The sequence below is a fragment of the Dietzia sp. ANT_WB102 genome (assembly GCF_008369165.1).
Taxonomy (GTDB): domain Bacteria; phylum Actinomycetota; class Actinomycetes; order Mycobacteriales; family Mycobacteriaceae; genus Dietzia.
In genome coordinates, this window is record NZ_VOBA01000002.1 from 374,897 (window position 1) to 388,898 (window position 14,002).

General features: G+C 68.8%; 13 protein-coding genes. 8 read left to right on the plus strand and 5 right to left on the minus strand.

Annotated features, from left to right (window positions below):
* The first annotated feature begins 15 nt into the window (after positions 1 to 15).
* Positions 16 to 225 (plus strand): SPOR domain-containing protein, encoded by a 210-nt coding sequence (locus tag FQ137_RS13455; protein WP_149293107.1) that lies wholly within the window; start codon positions 16 to 18, stop codon positions 223 to 225.
* Positions 226 to 255: 30 nt separating this feature from the next.
* On the opposite strand, the gene FQ137_RS13460 is transcribed toward FQ137_RS13455, so the two are convergent.
* Positions 256 to 1,920 carry a CYTH and CHAD domain-containing protein gene (locus tag FQ137_RS13460; RefSeq protein WP_149293108.1) on the minus strand — a complete coding sequence of 555 codons (1,665 nt, stop codon included), beginning with the start codon at positions 1,918 to 1,920 and terminating at the stop codon, positions 256 to 258.
* Between the two features lie 113 nt (positions 1,921 to 2,033).
* On the opposite strand from FQ137_RS13460, the gene FQ137_RS13465 reads away from it, so the two are divergent.
* Positions 2,034 to 3,533, plus strand: coding sequence for an NAD(P)/FAD-dependent oxidoreductase (locus FQ137_RS13465; RefSeq protein WP_149293109.1), 1,500 nt, complete (start codon positions 2,034 to 2,036; stop codon positions 3,531 to 3,533).
* Positions 3,534 to 3,599: 66 nt separating this feature from the next.
* Here FQ137_RS13465 and pip read toward each other — a convergent pair whose 3' ends face one another.
* Positions 3,600 to 4,604: a prolyl aminopeptidase gene (gene pip, locus FQ137_RS13470; protein ID WP_255584360.1), complete on the minus strand. Its 1,005-nt coding sequence runs from the start codon at positions 4,602 to 4,604 to the stop codon at positions 3,600 to 3,602.
* A gap of 2 nt (positions 4,605 to 4,606) precedes the next feature.
* Positions 4,607 to 5,485 carry a 3-methyl-2-oxobutanoate hydroxymethyltransferase gene (gene panB / locus FQ137_RS13475; protein WP_149293110.1) on the minus strand — a complete coding sequence of 293 codons (879 nt, stop codon included), beginning with the start codon at positions 5,483 to 5,485 and terminating at the stop codon, positions 4,607 to 4,609.
* A gap of 188 nt (positions 5,486 to 5,673) precedes the next feature.
* Between panB and glnA the strand changes: the two genes are divergently transcribed.
* From glnA to FQ137_RS13500, 5 genes are all read left to right on the plus strand, one after another.
* Entirely contained in the window at positions 5,674 to 7,014 is a 1,341-nt protein-coding gene (gene glnA, locus FQ137_RS13480; protein WP_149293111.1) for a type I glutamate--ammonia ligase, read from the plus strand.
* An 11-nt stretch (positions 7,015 to 7,025) separates the two neighbouring features.
* Positions 7,026 to 10,094: a bifunctional [glutamine synthetase] adenylyltransferase/[glutamine synthetase]-adenylyl-L-tyrosine phosphorylase gene (locus tag FQ137_RS13485; protein WP_149293112.1), complete on the plus strand. Its 3,069-nt coding sequence runs from the start codon at positions 7,026 to 7,028 to the stop codon at positions 10,092 to 10,094.
* 118 nt (positions 10,095 to 10,212) lie between these two features.
* Positions 10,213 to 10,572 carry a hypothetical protein gene (locus FQ137_RS13490; RefSeq protein WP_255584361.1) on the plus strand — a complete coding sequence of 120 codons (360 nt, stop codon included), beginning with the start codon at positions 10,213 to 10,215 and terminating at the stop codon, positions 10,570 to 10,572.
* Complete coding sequence (locus FQ137_RS13495; protein ID WP_255584362.1) at positions 10,569 to 11,534, plus strand: endonuclease/exonuclease/phosphatase family protein; 966 nt, start codon at positions 10,569 to 10,571, stop codon at positions 11,532 to 11,534. The genes FQ137_RS13490 and FQ137_RS13495 overlap by 4 nt, the downstream gene beginning before the upstream one ends.
* Before the next feature lie 15 nt (positions 11,535 to 11,549).
* On the plus strand, positions 11,550 to 12,086 hold the full coding sequence (locus FQ137_RS13500) for a DUF732 domain-containing protein (protein ID WP_149293113.1): 537 nt from the start codon (positions 11,550 to 11,552) through the stop codon (positions 12,084 to 12,086).
* Between the two features lie 35 nt (positions 12,087 to 12,121).
* Here FQ137_RS13500 and FQ137_RS13505 read toward each other — a convergent pair whose 3' ends face one another.
* Together FQ137_RS13505 and FQ137_RS13510 are read right to left on the minus strand one after the other, a co-directional pair.
* Positions 12,122 to 12,931 (minus strand): DUF1206 domain-containing protein, encoded by an 810-nt coding sequence (locus FQ137_RS13505; RefSeq protein WP_149293114.1) that lies wholly within the window; start codon positions 12,929 to 12,931, stop codon positions 12,122 to 12,124.
* A gap of 40 nt (positions 12,932 to 12,971) precedes the next feature.
* The gene (locus tag FQ137_RS13510; RefSeq protein ID WP_149293115.1) at positions 12,972 to 13,382 is read right to left on the minus strand and encodes a hypothetical protein; all 411 of its coding nucleotides are present in this window, start codon (positions 13,380 to 13,382) and stop codon (positions 12,972 to 12,974) included.
* A 207-nt stretch (positions 13,383 to 13,589) separates the two neighbouring features.
* On the opposite strand from FQ137_RS13510, the gene FQ137_RS13515 reads away from it, so the two are divergent.
* Positions 13,590 to 13,994: a hypothetical protein gene (locus tag FQ137_RS13515; protein ID WP_149293116.1), complete on the plus strand. Its 405-nt coding sequence runs from the start codon at positions 13,590 to 13,592 to the stop codon at positions 13,992 to 13,994.
* Positions 13,995 to 14,002: the final 8 nt, after the last annotated feature.

Here is a 14,002-nt window from a genome sequence, read left to right on the forward strand (position 1 = left end):
CTAGTAGGGTCCGTCGTGTATCGCGCATCCATCGATCCGAGGAGGTCCGCCATGTCGGAAGAGCAGTGGTATTACGACATCGCTACTGGCCAGGCGCAGCAGGGCAAAGTGACCAACTGGGACAACCGGATGGGCCCGTACGCATCGCGCGGTGAGGCGGAGGCGGCACTCGCCAGGGCGAAGGCCCGCAACGAGGCGTGGGACGCCGAAGACGAGAAGGACTGACCGCCTCGGGCCCCGGCCGGTGGAGCGGTCCTACTTTCCGTCGCTCTTCTTCTTTTTGTTCTTTTTCTTGCCGGTCTTCTTCGTGCGCTTCTGGGCCGTGCGGCGCGATGCTGACAATTCGTGGTAGGCGGCCGTCACCGCCGCGGCATCGCTCTCGAACCCCTCGAGCGTGCGCTCGGAGAACCCGCGTTCGTGCTCGAAGATCACCCCGAGGCCGAATGTCGACTCGCCCGCGGACTCGGCCCGCCGCGCGATGCGCCGGATCCATTGCCTGGTCGTCACGCTGTCCTGGACCTCGCCCAGCACCGTGTGCAACCGATCGCATGCGGTGCGCAGCGGCGCCACCGTGAGATCGTCCGAGTTCGGCAGCGCGCTGATATTGCGGCGCAGTGCCTTTGCGCGCTTGCGCACCACGTGGGTGAGTTCCTCCCGCTGTGCCAGCGTCAGGTCGAGTGAGGCCAGGTCGCGCTCGGTGCGGGTGCGGACCGTGGAAAACTCCCTGAACTGCCGATCCACCCCGCGCAGGATCATGCTCTCTCGCGAACGACGCTTTTTGCGGCCCTGCGTGGACTTCTCGTCCTCCGCAGTGGCGGGTTCGGTGGCGGCGGATCCGGTGCCGGCGACGCTGACGAGTTCGTGGAGGCGGTCGATCAGATCGAGATACCGGTCGGAATTCAGTGCTGCGGTGACACGTTTGCCCGCCCGATCCTCCTCGAAGTCCAACTCGACCCTCAGGCGATGGCGGGTCTGCGGGCTCACCACGTTATCGGGGTAGCCGGCGACGAGCGACGTGATCCGCTCATCGACCACCTGGATGTCACGGACCTTGCCCAGGACGGCGGCGAGGATCTTGAGCTCGTCGAGGATTCCCGCCGGGGCGATATCGGTGCCGGTGGTCTCTGCCGCGAGTTCGTCGGCATAGGTGCTGATGGTGCTGCGCAGGCCGCGGATCGCGACGCGCATCTGGTGGACGCCCACCATGGTGACGCGCCGGGCGGCGGGGTCGTGGTCGAGAAGCTGCTGCAGGTCCTGGGTCAGTGCGTCGCGTACGGGGGAGACGCCGCGTTCGTAGGCCTCGGGGAGGGGGCCGAGGGTTCGGGCGAGTTTGGACGACGACGAGGTCGTGGCGCCCGCGTCTGTGCACGCAGTGGCGACGGCCGCGAGATGATCGTGGGCGTTGGGACGCGCCGGATCAACGAGTTCGGCCTCCCACTCCCGCCACCCGGCTGTGGCTCCGCCCGCGATGAAGGACCGGGTCGAGACGCGGTCATCGCAGAATTCGATCACGGCGACCCCGTCAGGGTCTCGCAGGGTGAGGACCTGCCGCTGGTTGTCGATGCGGGCGATGGGGTCGAGAGTCCGGCGGCGGACCAGCCCGGCGACGGCCGCGATGAGTTCCTGTGGGGGAACCTCGTCCCGAGGTTCGCCCTCGCCGAGCGGGGCGTGGAGTTCGACTCGGCCCTCCCGGGCGGGAAGTTTGAGATGCCAGCCTTCATCGTCACCGCCGGTGCGGCGACGCAGCGTGACCTTGTGGCGGGTGAGCGATAGGTCCGCGGTGTCGAAGTAGACAGCGGAGAGTTCGTGCTGCACCGGAGTGTCGGCGACGAGTGGCGCGAATGCATCGGGGGAGGGCGGCGGGGTGTGTTCGTCGACCTCGAATTTGCTCTCGACCTCGACGGTCTCGTTGATCGTCATGGACCGGTTGTACCAGTAAAGGGTGGACTCCGCCCGCTGTGCTCCACCCTGCGCGGACTTACCAGCGGGTAAGGTCGGTGGCAAGGATCACACGCTCATCGTTGGGGGAAACTGTGGATCATCCGAAGATCGTCGACGTCCTCGTCGTGGGGGCCGGGTTCTCCGGTCTCGGCGCGGCCATCCGGCTGACACAGGAGGGCTTCAACGACCTGGTGGTGCTCGAACGAGGCTCCGACGTCGGCGGGACCTGGCGGGACAACAGTTATCCCGGTGCGGCGTGCGACGTGCCGTCCCACCTGTATTCCTTCTCATTCGCTCCCAACCCCGACTGGTCCCGGGCGTTCTCTCCACAGGGGGAGATCTACGACTACATCCGCCGGGTCACGCACGATGCCGGGGTGCGCGAGAAGATCCGGTTCGGGGTCGACGTGACCGCGGTGGAATTCGAAGAGGATCGCGGGCGCTGGACTGTGCGGACCTCCGAGGACGTATACGACGCCCGCGTGGTGGTGCTGGGCGTCGGCGCGCTCTGCGAACCCAAGCGGCCGGACATCGACGGGATCGACGACTTCGACGGCCCCGTCTTCCACACCGCCCGGTGGGATCACTCGGTGACGTTGGCGGACAAGCGGGTGGCGGTGATCGGCACCGGAGCCTCGGCGATCCAGGTGGTGCCGTCGATCGCACCGCAGGTGTCGCACCTCGATGTCTACCAACGGACCGCGCCCTGGGTCCTGCCACGGATGGACCGGAAGTACCCGGAGATAGAGCGCGCAGCATACCGCCGGATTCCCGGCCTGCAGCGCGCGATGCGGGCTCTGCAGTACGCCAGCCGCGAGTTCCAGGTGGTCGGACTCACCCGCACGCGGGCAGCGCTGGCCCCGATCAAGGCTCTCGGGCGCGCCCACCTGGCGATGCAGGTGCGCGATCGCCGCCTGCGGGAGAAACTCACGCCGACCTTCGAGATCGGGTGCAAGCGCATACTGCTGTCCAACACGTGGTATCCGACGCTGGCACGGGAGAACGTCGACGTGATCACCGAGCCGATCAGCCGCGTCACGAAGGACGGGATTGTCACCAGCGACGGTGTCGAGCACCCATCGGACGTGCTGGTGGTGGCCACCGGCTTCCACGTGACCGACTCACCGTTTTTCGATCGGGTCCGAGGTGCCGATGGCCGCACCCTCGCAGACAGGTGGGAGGACGAGGGTATGGAGGCCTACAAGGGCACCACGGTTGCCGGCTACCCCAACCTCTTTGTACTGGTCGGCCCCGCCACCGGTCTCGGGCATTCCTCGATGATCTACATGATCGAATCCCAGCTCAACTACCTGCTTGACGCCATGCGCACCATGCGCGACCGCGAACTGCAGACCGTCGAGATCCGCCGGGCCGTGCAGGACGCCTACAACCGGGAATTACGTGACGGAATCGGAGACACAGTCTGGGTGAGCGGCTGCCGCAGCTGGTACCTCGATGCGAAGGGGAACGCGCCCGCCGTGTGGCCCGACTTCACATTCGCGTTCCGCCGGGAGACCCGAGAGTTCGACCTGAGCGCCTACACGCGTACCCCCGCAGCCACCGCGCGGGCCGGGCAGGAAGTCGGCCGTTGAGCCGGCGCCTGGGCTGCTCCGGCGTCTAACCGCCCGAGATTACCGGGTCTCGACGAAGATCGCGGGTCAGGGGCGAAAGCGATCGGTCGCCTCGAGCAACAGGTGGGTTGTCCCGAGTTCGGTCATCGCGTGCCCGGCGGCGGGGACGATGTGCAGCTCCGACCCCGGCCACGCCGCGTGCAACTCCCACGCGTTGGCCACCGGACACACCACGTCGTAGCGCCCGTGCACGATCACTGCCGGCAGGTGGTCGATGCGGTCCATCCGGTCCAGTATCGAGGCGCCGGTCAGGAAAGCGTCGTTGACGAAGTAGTGGTTCTCGATTCGGGCGAACGCAAGCGCGAATCGGTCCGGGTCGCCTAATACTCCAGCAGGGCGGGGGAGCAGGGTCGAGGTGGACTTCTCCCAGGTAGTCCACGCCCGCGCCGCGACGAGCTCCACCTCAGGGTCCCCGCAGTGCAGGAGTCGGTGGTAGGAGGCCACATGGTCGTACCCGGGCTGCAGCACCGCGGCTGCGCCGTCGGCGGCGATCAGGGGTGCGAGATAGCCCTCCCATTCGTCGGGAAACAGGTGTGCGGCCCCGCCTCGGTAGAACCAGTCGATCTCCGACTGCCTGCACAGGAAGATTCCCCGCAGCACGAGGCCGCGGACCCGGTCGGGGTGCTCTTGCGCGTACGCCAGCGCCAGTGTCGATCCCCAGGAACCGCCGAACACCAGCCAGCGCTCGACCCCCAGGTGTTCACGCACTCGCTCGAGATCGGCCACGAGATGCCAGGTCGTGTTGACGGCGAGGTCGGCGCCGTCGGCCACATGAGGTGTACTGCGCCCGCAGCCGCGCTGATCGACCAGGATGATCCGGTAGGCGGCGGGATCGAACATCTGACGGTGGGCCGGGCTGGTGCCGCCGCCGGGGCCGCCGTGGAGAAAGATCACCGGGGCACCGTCGGGATTGCCCGAGCACTCCCAGTAGAGCTCCTGGCCGTCGCCCACCTCCAGCATGCCGCTGTCGTGGGGTTCGATCCTCGGGTACGGGACGTCCCGCCCGCGGCGCCCGGGGTCCTGTGGGGCCACGATCAGAAGGAGTGGTCGGGCCCGGGGAAGGCGCGCGAACGCACCTCCGCGCCGTATTCGCGGGCGGCGTCCCGCAGATCGTCGGCGAGCGCCGCGTACTTCTTGACGAACTTGGCAGTGCGGCCGGTGCCATAGCCGGCCATGTCCTGCCAGACCAGAACCTGGGCGTCGCAGCCGTTTCCGGCACCGATGCCGACGGTGGAGATCTCCAGCTCGTCGGTGACCCCGCGGGCCAGGTCGGCGGGCACCATTTCCATGACCACCGAGAACGCCCCGGCCTCCTGGACTGCTCGCGCGTCGGCGCGCAGTTCGTCTGCGGCGTCGCCGCGGCCCTGGACCCGGAACCCGCCCAGTCCGTTGACCGACTGCGGTGTGAAGCCGATGTGGGCCATTACGGGAATCCCTGCGTCCACGATCGCGCGGATCTGCGGGGCCATCCGCACCCCGCCCTCGAGCTTGACGGCTTGGGCACCGCCCTCCTTCATCATGCGGGTGGCCGCGGCCACCGCCTGCGTCGGCGAGGCTTCGTAGCTGCCGAACACGAGATCCGCCACGACTAGCGCCTTTGGGGCGCCGCGGGTGACCGCCCGCACCAGCGGGATCATCTCGTCCTCGGTCACCGGGACCGTCGTGTCGTAGCCATAAACCACGTTGGCAGCCGAGTCGCCCACCAGCAGTACGGGAATCCCCGCTTCCTGGAACAGCCGAGCGGAGACGAAATCGTAGGCCGTGAGCATCGGCCACGGCTCGCCGGCGGCCTTGAGCTCTGCGAGGTGGTGCAGACGGGTGACCTTGGTCAGGCCCGGCTCACCGTTGCCCTGCGGAGCCTGGTTCGGGGCGCTGCCGGCGCCGTAGACCGGGGTATCGGGGGTGTCGCTCATGACGTGTGGCCTTCCTTCGGTGACCTCGAGGCCGGCTGCTGTGGCCGGTCCCCGGGTGGGCAGGGGGCGGTGACGAAAGTGCTATCCGTCGCCGACGAGTCTGCCACGCCCGCCCCGCGGGGGTCGGCGTGCGTGGTGCGAGGTGGATGTCACACGCTCGTAACACGACAGGCACTAGGTTGGACCGCATGAACCGCCAGCAGGAGTACGTTCTCAGGACCTTGGAAGAGCGCGACATCCGGTTCGTCCGACTCTGGTTCACCGATGTTCTCGGGACCCTCAAATCGGTCGCGGTCGCACCGGCCGAGCTCGAGGGGGCTTTCGAGGAGGGGATCGGCTTCGACGGCTCCGCCATCGAGGGCTTCTCCAGGGTGTCCGAGGCGGACACCGTCGCCAAGCCGGATCCGTCGACCTTCCAGGTGCTCCCGTGGGCCCATGCCGACGGGAAGCAGCACACCGCGCGAATTTTCTGCGACATTTTCAACCCGGACGGCAGCCCCAGCTGGGCGGACCCCCGGCACGTCCTGCGGCGTCAGCTCAGCAAGGCCGCGGACCTCGGGTTCTCGTGTTACGTACACCCGGAGATCGAGTTCTTTCTGTTCAAGGACCTGGACACTGACGGCGCGGAACCGGTACCCACAGACAACGGCGGCTACTTTGACCAGGCTGTCCACGACATCGCCCCGCACTTTCGGCGTCACGCGATCGAGGCGCTCGAGGCGATGGGCATCTCGGTGGAGTTCTCCCACCACGAAGGTGCACCAGGGCAGCAGGAGATCGACCTGCGTTACGCCGACGCCCTGAGCATGGCGGACAACATCATGACCTTCCGCTATGTCCTCAAGGAGGTGGCCATGAACAACGGGGTGTGGGCGTCGTTCATGCCCAAGCCCCTGCGCGATCATCCTGGGTCGGCCATGCACACCCACATGAGCCTGTTCGAGGGGGACTCCAACGCGTTCCACGACCCGGACGACGAGTACCAGCTGTCTACCACCGCGAAGTCGTTCGTCGCGGGCATCCTGCGCCACGCGCCCGAGTTCTCCGCCGTGACCAATCAATGGGTCAACTCCTACAAGCGGCTCATCGGCGGCGGTGAGGCCCCTACCGCCGCCACTTGGGGCCGGGCCAACCGCTCGGCCCTCGTCCGCGTACCGCTGTACACGCCGAACAAGGCGTCCTCCCGCCGGATCGAGGTCCGCAGCCCGGATTCGGCGTGCAACCCGTACCTGGCCTACGCGGTCATGTTCGCCGCAGGAATCAAGGGGGTGCAGGAGGGTTATGAGCTGCCACCGGAGTCCGAGGACGACGTGTGGACGATGAGCCGGCGCGAGCGGCGGGCGATGGGCTACACCGACCTGCCGGGCAGCCTGGAGCAGGCATTGGATGCCATGGAGGAGTCCGAGCTCGTCGCCGAGGCGCTGGGCGAGCACGTCTTTGAGTTCTTCCTCCGCAACAAGCGGCGGGAGTGGCACGAGTACCGGACCGAAGTGACCCCGTACGAGCTGCGGCACTACCTCAACTTGTGACCAGCGGGGGCATGGTGAGCAGGGATTCCTCGCGCCGACGGTTACCCAGCCCGGGGCGCCTCGGCCTGCTCGACGACAGGGCAGGGGACTGGCTCGGCTACCTGGGCTGGACCGACGATGATGCGGTCCCCGTGTTGTGGGCGCTGTCCCGTGCGCCGGACCCCGACCTCGCACTGGGTGCCTTGGTGCGGTTGCGGGAGTCGTTGGCCTCCGAACCGGCCGGGGACGCCGCCACCGGGGTCGAGGCGCTGGACCACGCACTGCGGTCCGACCCGCGGTTGCGGGCGAGGGTGCTGGGGTTGCTCGGGTCATCGAGCGCGCTCGGGGACCACCTGGTCGCCGAACCCAGTCGGTGGGCGTTGCTGCGCGCTGACCTGCCCGCATTCGAGGACGTCCTAGCCGACATGCTTGGGGCGGTCGAGGCGGTCCCCGAACAGGCCGTCGAGGACGCACCACAGCCGTCCCAGCGCGAGGACCTCCGCAGCGTCGGAACGTATCGCGCCGGGGTCACCGGCGGTGCCGCGGTCAACGTGCTGCGCTCCGCCTACCGCGACCACGTAGCCCTGCTCGCCGCCCACGACGTGGCTGCCGCCGTCGAGGATGACGAACCGGCATTGCCGTTCACCGAGGTGGGGCGGCGTCTGTCCGACCTTGCGGACGCCGCGTTGACCGCCGCTCTCGCGGTAGCCGTGACCACTGTCTACCCGGATTCGCCCATGCCAGCCCGCCTTGGCGTGGTGGCCATGGGCAAGGGCGGGGCGCGCGAACTCAATTACATCTCGGACGTCGACGTGATCTTCGTAGCCGAGCCCGCCGACGCCAGGACTGCGCGGGTGGCGGGGGAGATGATGCGCATCGGGTCTATGGCTTTCTTCGAGGTCGATGCGGCCCTGCGCCCGGAGGGCAAGTCCGGCGAGCTGGTGCGCACCCTCGAGTCGCACGCCGTCTACTACAGGCGTTGGGCCAAGACGTGGGAGTTCCAGGCTCTGCTCAAGGCGCGGCCTATGACCGGCGACATAGCGCTGGCCGTGGACTACCACGACACCGTTTACCCGATGGTGTGGACCGCCGCCGAGCGGGACGACTTCGTCCACGACGTGCAGGCGATGCGACGGCGTGTCGAGGAGAACCTGCCCGAGGCCCTGCGGGAACGTGAACTGAAACTGGGACGCGGGGGGCTGCGCGACGTCGAGTTCGCCGTGCAGTTGCTGCAGATGGTCCACGGGCGCACCGATGAGGTCCTGCGCGTCACCAGCACCGTCGACGCGCTCGGCGCCCTGCGCGACGGCGGGTACATCGCCCGCGAAGACAGCGCGGAACTGGTAGCCGCATACGAGTTTCTCCGCCTGCTCGAGCACCGCCTGCAGTTGCAGCGCTACAAGCGCACCCACTTGCTACCGGAGGACGACGACGAGGAGGCCTACCGCTGGCTGGCCCGCGCGGCGCACATCCGGCCAGACGGGCCGAATGATGCCGCCCAGGTTCTGCGGCGGAGCCTGCGCGAGCTGCGCGGGCGGGTCCGCCGCCTCCACTCGAAGCTGTTCTACCGTCCGTTGCTCGACTCGATCGCCTCCTACGACGCCGAGGCCCTCTCGCTCAGTCCGGAGGCGATGGAACGCCAGCTGGCAGCTCTCGGCTTCGCGGCTCCTCGCAATGCGTTGGGGCACCTGCGTGCACTGGCGGGGCAGAGCAGTCGCCGGGGACGCATCCAGGCGCTGCTGCTTCCTACGTTCATGGAGTGGCTCGCCGACACCGCGGACCCCGACGCGGGCCTGCTGGCTTACCGGCGCCTATGCGAGGAGAACGAGGAGGTGACCTGGTTCCTGCGCACGCTGCGCGACGACAGCATCGTCGCTCGCCGCCTCGTGCACGTATTGGGGACCTCCGCGTTCGTCGCGGGCCTGCTCATGCGCAATCCCGAGGTGATCCCCGACCTCACCGACGGTGCCCAAGGGCCTGTGTTGGTGGCCTCCAAGGTTTCCGACATCGCGTCCGCTCTCACCGCCTCCGCCGCCCGGCACCCGACCCCCGAGCGAGTCATCGCCACGGCGCGATCGCTGCGCCGCGCCGAGTTGGCCCGGATCGGCGCGGCCGACGTCCTGCAGATGATCTCCGTCCCTGACGTCGGCAGGCGGCTGTCGGCGGTATGGCGGGCAGTGCTCGAGGCGGCGCTGGCCGCCGTGGTCCGCGACATGATGCCCGAGGGCGGCCGGCAGCCCGCGCGTATCGCCTACATCGGGATGGGGAGGCTCGGTGGTGACGAGCTGTCCTACGGATCCGATGCGGACGTGATGATCGTCTGTGACCCGGCCGAGGGGGTCGCGGAGGATGAGGCGGTTCGGTGGGCCTCGCAGGTGGCGGAGCGCGTGGGCAGATTGCTGGCCTCGCCGTCGTCGGATCCCCCGCTCGACCTCGACGCCGACCTGCGCCCGGAGGGCCGCAACGGCCCGCTCGTGCGCACCCTGGCCTCCTACCGCGCCTACTACGCCAAGTGGGCCGAAACCTGGGAACTGCAGGCACTGCTACGTGCGTCGTTTGCCGCCGGCGACCGTGACCTCGGGCTCGACTTCCTCCACATGGTCGACGAGTTCCGCTACCCGGAGCAGGGAGTGCCTCCGAAGGTCGTCCAACAGATCCGGCGGATGAAGGCACGGATCGACACGGAGCGCCTGCCGCGAGGCGCGGATCCGGCGACGCACACCAAGCTCGGTCGCGGTGGGCTGGCGGACGTGGAGTGGTGCGCCCAACTGTTGACGATGCAGCACGCTGCCCGGGTGTCAGGGCTGCACACTACGTCCACGCTCGAGGCTCTCGACGCCGCCGCCTCGGCAGAACTGATCTCGGAGGGGGAGCGTGATGCGCTGGTGCAGTCCTGGCTCATGGCCGGGCACGCCCGGAACGCCCTGGTTCTGGCACGAGGGAAGGCGGTCGACCAGCTGCCCGGTCAGGGCAAGATCCTGGCGGCGGTGGCAATGATCTGTACAGGCTCCGCCGACGGCGCGGGGTTCCTCAACGAGTACCTCCGGGTGACCCGGCTGGGGCGCAAGGCTGTCGACCACGTGTTCTGGGGTGAGGACTGACGGCTACCGCTTCGGCCACGGGTGGTGGTCGTGCCGTGCCCGGGCCGGGGGTGGGCCATGGTCGCAACCAGGGTCGTCCCTGATGCGTCGGGTGCGTCCGCGCCGATAACCTGGGCTCATGCCTGTGACAATGAACCTCACCCTCACCCTCGACGGGGTGACCTACGGCGAGCTCTACGAGTTCGTCGATGCCGTGCGCGCCGCCGGGGTCCCCGCCGACGAGCGCGTCCGCTGCCTCGGTTCCGATGACAAGGGCGACCGCTTCGAGGTCGAGCTCGGCCCGGACAGACGACGCTCGGGCGCGGCGCGAGCGGCCTCCGGTGCCCTGGCCGGCCAGCCAGTGGAAGGCACCGCACCGGCGCCGTCCTCCCCGACGGTGGCGTCGGTGGCCGAGACGGTGCGCTCGATGGTGCGTAACGGCGACGACCTGGACCGCGTGATCGCCGCGCTGGGGGACCTGCGCAAGTTCCTGCGGTGACACCCCGGCGCCCGATCGCCCGGACCATCGCCATCCTCTCCTCGCTCGTCGCCGGGGCGGGGGTGGCACTGCATCACTCACGCTCGGAGTTCCCCGCCGTGGTGGTGCTCGCGACGTTCGCCGCTGCCGCGTGGGCCTTGTCGATCGTCGCTCTGATCGCGTCCGTGCGCGCGCGGTCGGTGCTGCTCGGGATCATCGCCGTCGCACTGGTGGGCGTCGGGGTGGTCCAGTACGGGCCCCTCGTGGCACCGCCACGCCGGATCGACGACGGTGAAGGTATCCCGATGCGGGTGATGGTGCAGAACCTCGAGTACGGCCGAGCCGCCCCACACGACGTGGTGCGGGCCGTCCGCACCAGCGGGGTTGATCTGCTCATGACCGTGGAGACCACGTCGGAGGCGGCGGACGCGCTGCGCACGGCGGGCCTGACGGGGCTACTTCCTCACGAGGCCGCTGCGACCGCTCCCACGACGCACGGGGTGGCGGTGTGGTCGCGGTTCCCCCTCTCTCCGCCCGAGCGGGTCTCCGGCTTCAGTCGGGGGCTCGTGCGCACTGAGATGGCGGGGCCGGGAGGGCCGGTGACGGTGGTTGCCGTGCACCCGGTGGCCCCGTTGTTCGACACTCCCGCCGCGGTCGAGGAGGCCGAGCGACTGCGCTGGTACCTCGGCAGCCTGCCGGGCCCCGCGCCGGTCGTGGTGGGCGGGGATTTCAACGCCACCTGGGACCACGTGCGATTCCGTGATCTGAGGAGTCTTGGGTACACCGATTCTGTTGCCGGCGGGAGCGACGGCTGGGTGCCGACCTGGCCGGCGGGCCGGCGGATCCCGCCGCTCATCGGGATCGACCACGTGCTGGCGCGTGGCGCGGTCACGGTGGGTGAAACGGACACCGTCGAGGTGGGCAGGACGGATCATCTCGGCGTGCTCGCCACGGTACTTCTTCCCGCACCTCGGCTCAGGTGACCTAGCATGCGCACCATGAGTTCACGTTCGCGTCTGTCCGCCATCGGTGCCACCACTGCCGTGCTGGTGGCCGTCCTCGCCGGGTGCGGCGGTGCGACGGTGGACGGGGAGGCCCCGGAGGTGTCCTCGGAACCCACCGCGTCGGCCACCGCGTCCTCGCCGTTCGCTCAGGAACGGCCGAGCAAGCCCACCGGCCCGGTCCCGCCTCCTCCGCCGCAGTCGCCGGCGGCCGAACCGATGCCGGGCGAGCCGGAGCCGCTGCCGCCACCCGAGGACGCACCAGCGTCGGCGGAGCCCGCTCCCGGAGTGCCCGCCCCGGGAGGCGGAGATTTCGAGGCACTGCTCGAGCGGCGGGGCGTCACCCTGCCCGAGGGCGTGGACCCGGTCGCGACGGCCACGGAGGCCTGCGGCCGGTTCGACGGCGGCCAGCAGATGGACGAGGTGTCCGGATGGTTGGGGGACCGCGCGAGACTCGATCCGGATGGTCAGGGCTTCTTCCTCGGTGCCGCGGTGGGGACCTACTGCCCGGCGAACTTCCCCAAGCTCGGCTGAATCACGTCCGGTCCGGGGCGAGTTGGCCAGGTCGGTCACATCCGGCCGTAGCGTGCCCGCCCGATCGAGTAAAGGCCGAACAGCGCGATCCCCACCCCGGTGAGCACCAGCAGCACCTGCCCGAAGGGCTGGTCGCCGACCGTGCGCAAGGCAGCATCCAGACCCCCGGCCTTCTCAGGATCCGCGGTGACGACGGCGGCGATCACTAGGCCACCCAGGATCGCGAGCGCAATGCCCTTGGCCACATAACCCACCCGGCCCGCGATGATCATGGCCCGGCCGACGTTCCCACCGCCGGTGCGTTCGAGGTCCTCGACGAACTTCGCCGTGGCCCCCTTGTAGACGTGGTACCCGCCCACAACGAGCAGCACGAGACCGACGACGACAAGGGCGACCTTCCCTGCCCCGGAACCGAGCAACCCGGCGGTGGTGTTGGAGGCGGTCTCGGAGTCGGACCCGCCGCCGCCGGAGGCGAACCGCGCGGTGGTCAGCCCCAGCGCCAGGTAGACGGCAGCCTTCGCTCCGGCGTTCGCCCGGTCGGAGACCTCGTCGGAGCCGAGGAACACCTCGACCGTCTGCCACAGGGCAAGGGCGATGAATGCGACCGCGCCGAGCCACAACATGACCTGCCCACCCGGGGCGCTCGCGATCTCGGCCAGCGCACCAGAGTTGGAGGCCTCACCGCCGCCCGACCCGATGGCGATCCGGACGGCGATCCAGCCGATGAGGAGGTGGAGCACACCGTTCATCACGAACCCGGCCCGGGCCAGCCACTCGAGTGCGGGATGGTCCACTGCGGAACGTGCGGCACCTGAGACGGAACGGGAGCGGAGCGGTGTGTTCATGGGTGAACTCTCCCATGTCGCCGCCCATGTCGCCGCGGCGCTACCACTCGATCTCGCCGAGGATCTCGGTGCGCCGGCGCATCTCTGCCACCCGCAGCTCGGCCGCGCGGTGCTCTTCGACCCGCTGGCGGGCCTGTTCAGCCAGGGCGTCCGCCTCGACTTCGGCGAGCAGGAGTTGGAGCCGATCCTTCTGCTCGCGGAGTGTCTCGACCGAGGTGTCCATGGCGACGAGCTTCCGGGAGCCAGCGGTGGCGTGGAGGAACGGATTGCGCTCGAGAATGAGGCGCGCCTCCTCCGGGTCCAACACCCTCGACAGCTTGAGCATCACGGGATAGCCCTGGCCCTGCCGGTCCGGCTCGGGGACGTGGTCGGGGTCGAGTGCCGCGGCGACAACCTTCAGCGGGCGGGCCCGGGGCGAGGAGCTCCGGAAGTCGACTCCATCGGTATCCATGATGGTCCGACTCCTTCCCGGCGACACGCCCTGCAGTGGCTGGTTCCCTGCCCTCACCGTAAGCGCAAGGGCGGTGCTGCCGCGACGTTCCGGATTATCCGATTTGGACAAGACTCTGGAGTAGAAATTCATCCACTGACGCCGCCGGTGGCTTGTGGCGGCGGCGCGCAACGCCTGGGTGCCTGTCGGTATCGGTAGGCTGGATCTGTGACTACAGGTAATGAAGGAGCTACTGACCTCGACTACTTGCTCCGAAATATGGCAGAGGGCATAGAGCAGGCGCCCGTGAACTTCCCGATCACGTTCGTGATCGACGGCCAGGGGTGGGAAGGGTACTTGATCCCCGAGGGCGAGTTCATGCGGATCCAGGCGGGGATTTTCGACGCCCTCTCGGGTGACGAGAAGTCCGAGCAGGTGGCCGACGCTCAGGCCAGTACGTTCCGTCAGATCGGCATCAGGAAGTACGAGGAGGCCATGGACGGAGAGGACCGAGTCGCGTCGTTCATCCACATCAAGGACGCCTGGCAGCGCGGAGTGAAGGGCACGATCCCAGCCATGCGAGTGCGACTATCGTCCGTGGACGCCTGGACCTTCGGGCACGCAACCAGCTAGTCGAAGTC

What these genes read in the sequence shown, in the direction of transcription:
- FQ137_RS13510 (WP_149293115.1), bottom strand. Translation starts at nt 13,382, where the DNA reads ATGGATACCGATGGAGTCGACTTCCGGAGCTCCTCGCCCCGGGCCCGC.
- FQ137_RS13505 (WP_149293114.1), bottom strand. Translation starts at nt 12,931, where the DNA reads ATGAACACACCGCTCCGCTCCCGTTCCGTCTCAGGTGCCGCACGTTCC.
- panB (WP_149293110.1), bottom strand. Translation starts at nt 5,485, where the DNA reads ATGAGCGACACCCCCGATACCCCGGTCTACGGCGCCGGCAGCGCCCCG.
- FQ137_RS13490 (WP_255584361.1), top strand. Translation starts at nt 10,213, where the DNA reads ATGCCTGTGACAATGAACCTCACCCTCACCCTCGACGGGGTGACCTAC.
- FQ137_RS13485 (WP_149293112.1), top strand. Translation starts at nt 7,026, where the DNA reads ATGGTGAGCAGGGATTCCTCGCGCCGACGGTTACCCAGCCCGGGGCGC.
- FQ137_RS13500 (WP_149293113.1), top strand. Translation starts at nt 11,550, where the DNA reads ATGAGTTCACGTTCGCGTCTGTCCGCCATCGGTGCCACCACTGCCGTG.
- FQ137_RS13460 (WP_149293108.1), bottom strand. Translation starts at nt 1,920, where the DNA reads ATGACGATCAACGAGACCGTCGAGGTCGAGAGCAAATTCGAGGTCGAC.
- glnA (WP_149293111.1), top strand. Translation starts at nt 5,674, where the DNA reads ATGAACCGCCAGCAGGAGTACGTTCTCAGGACCTTGGAAGAGCGCGAC.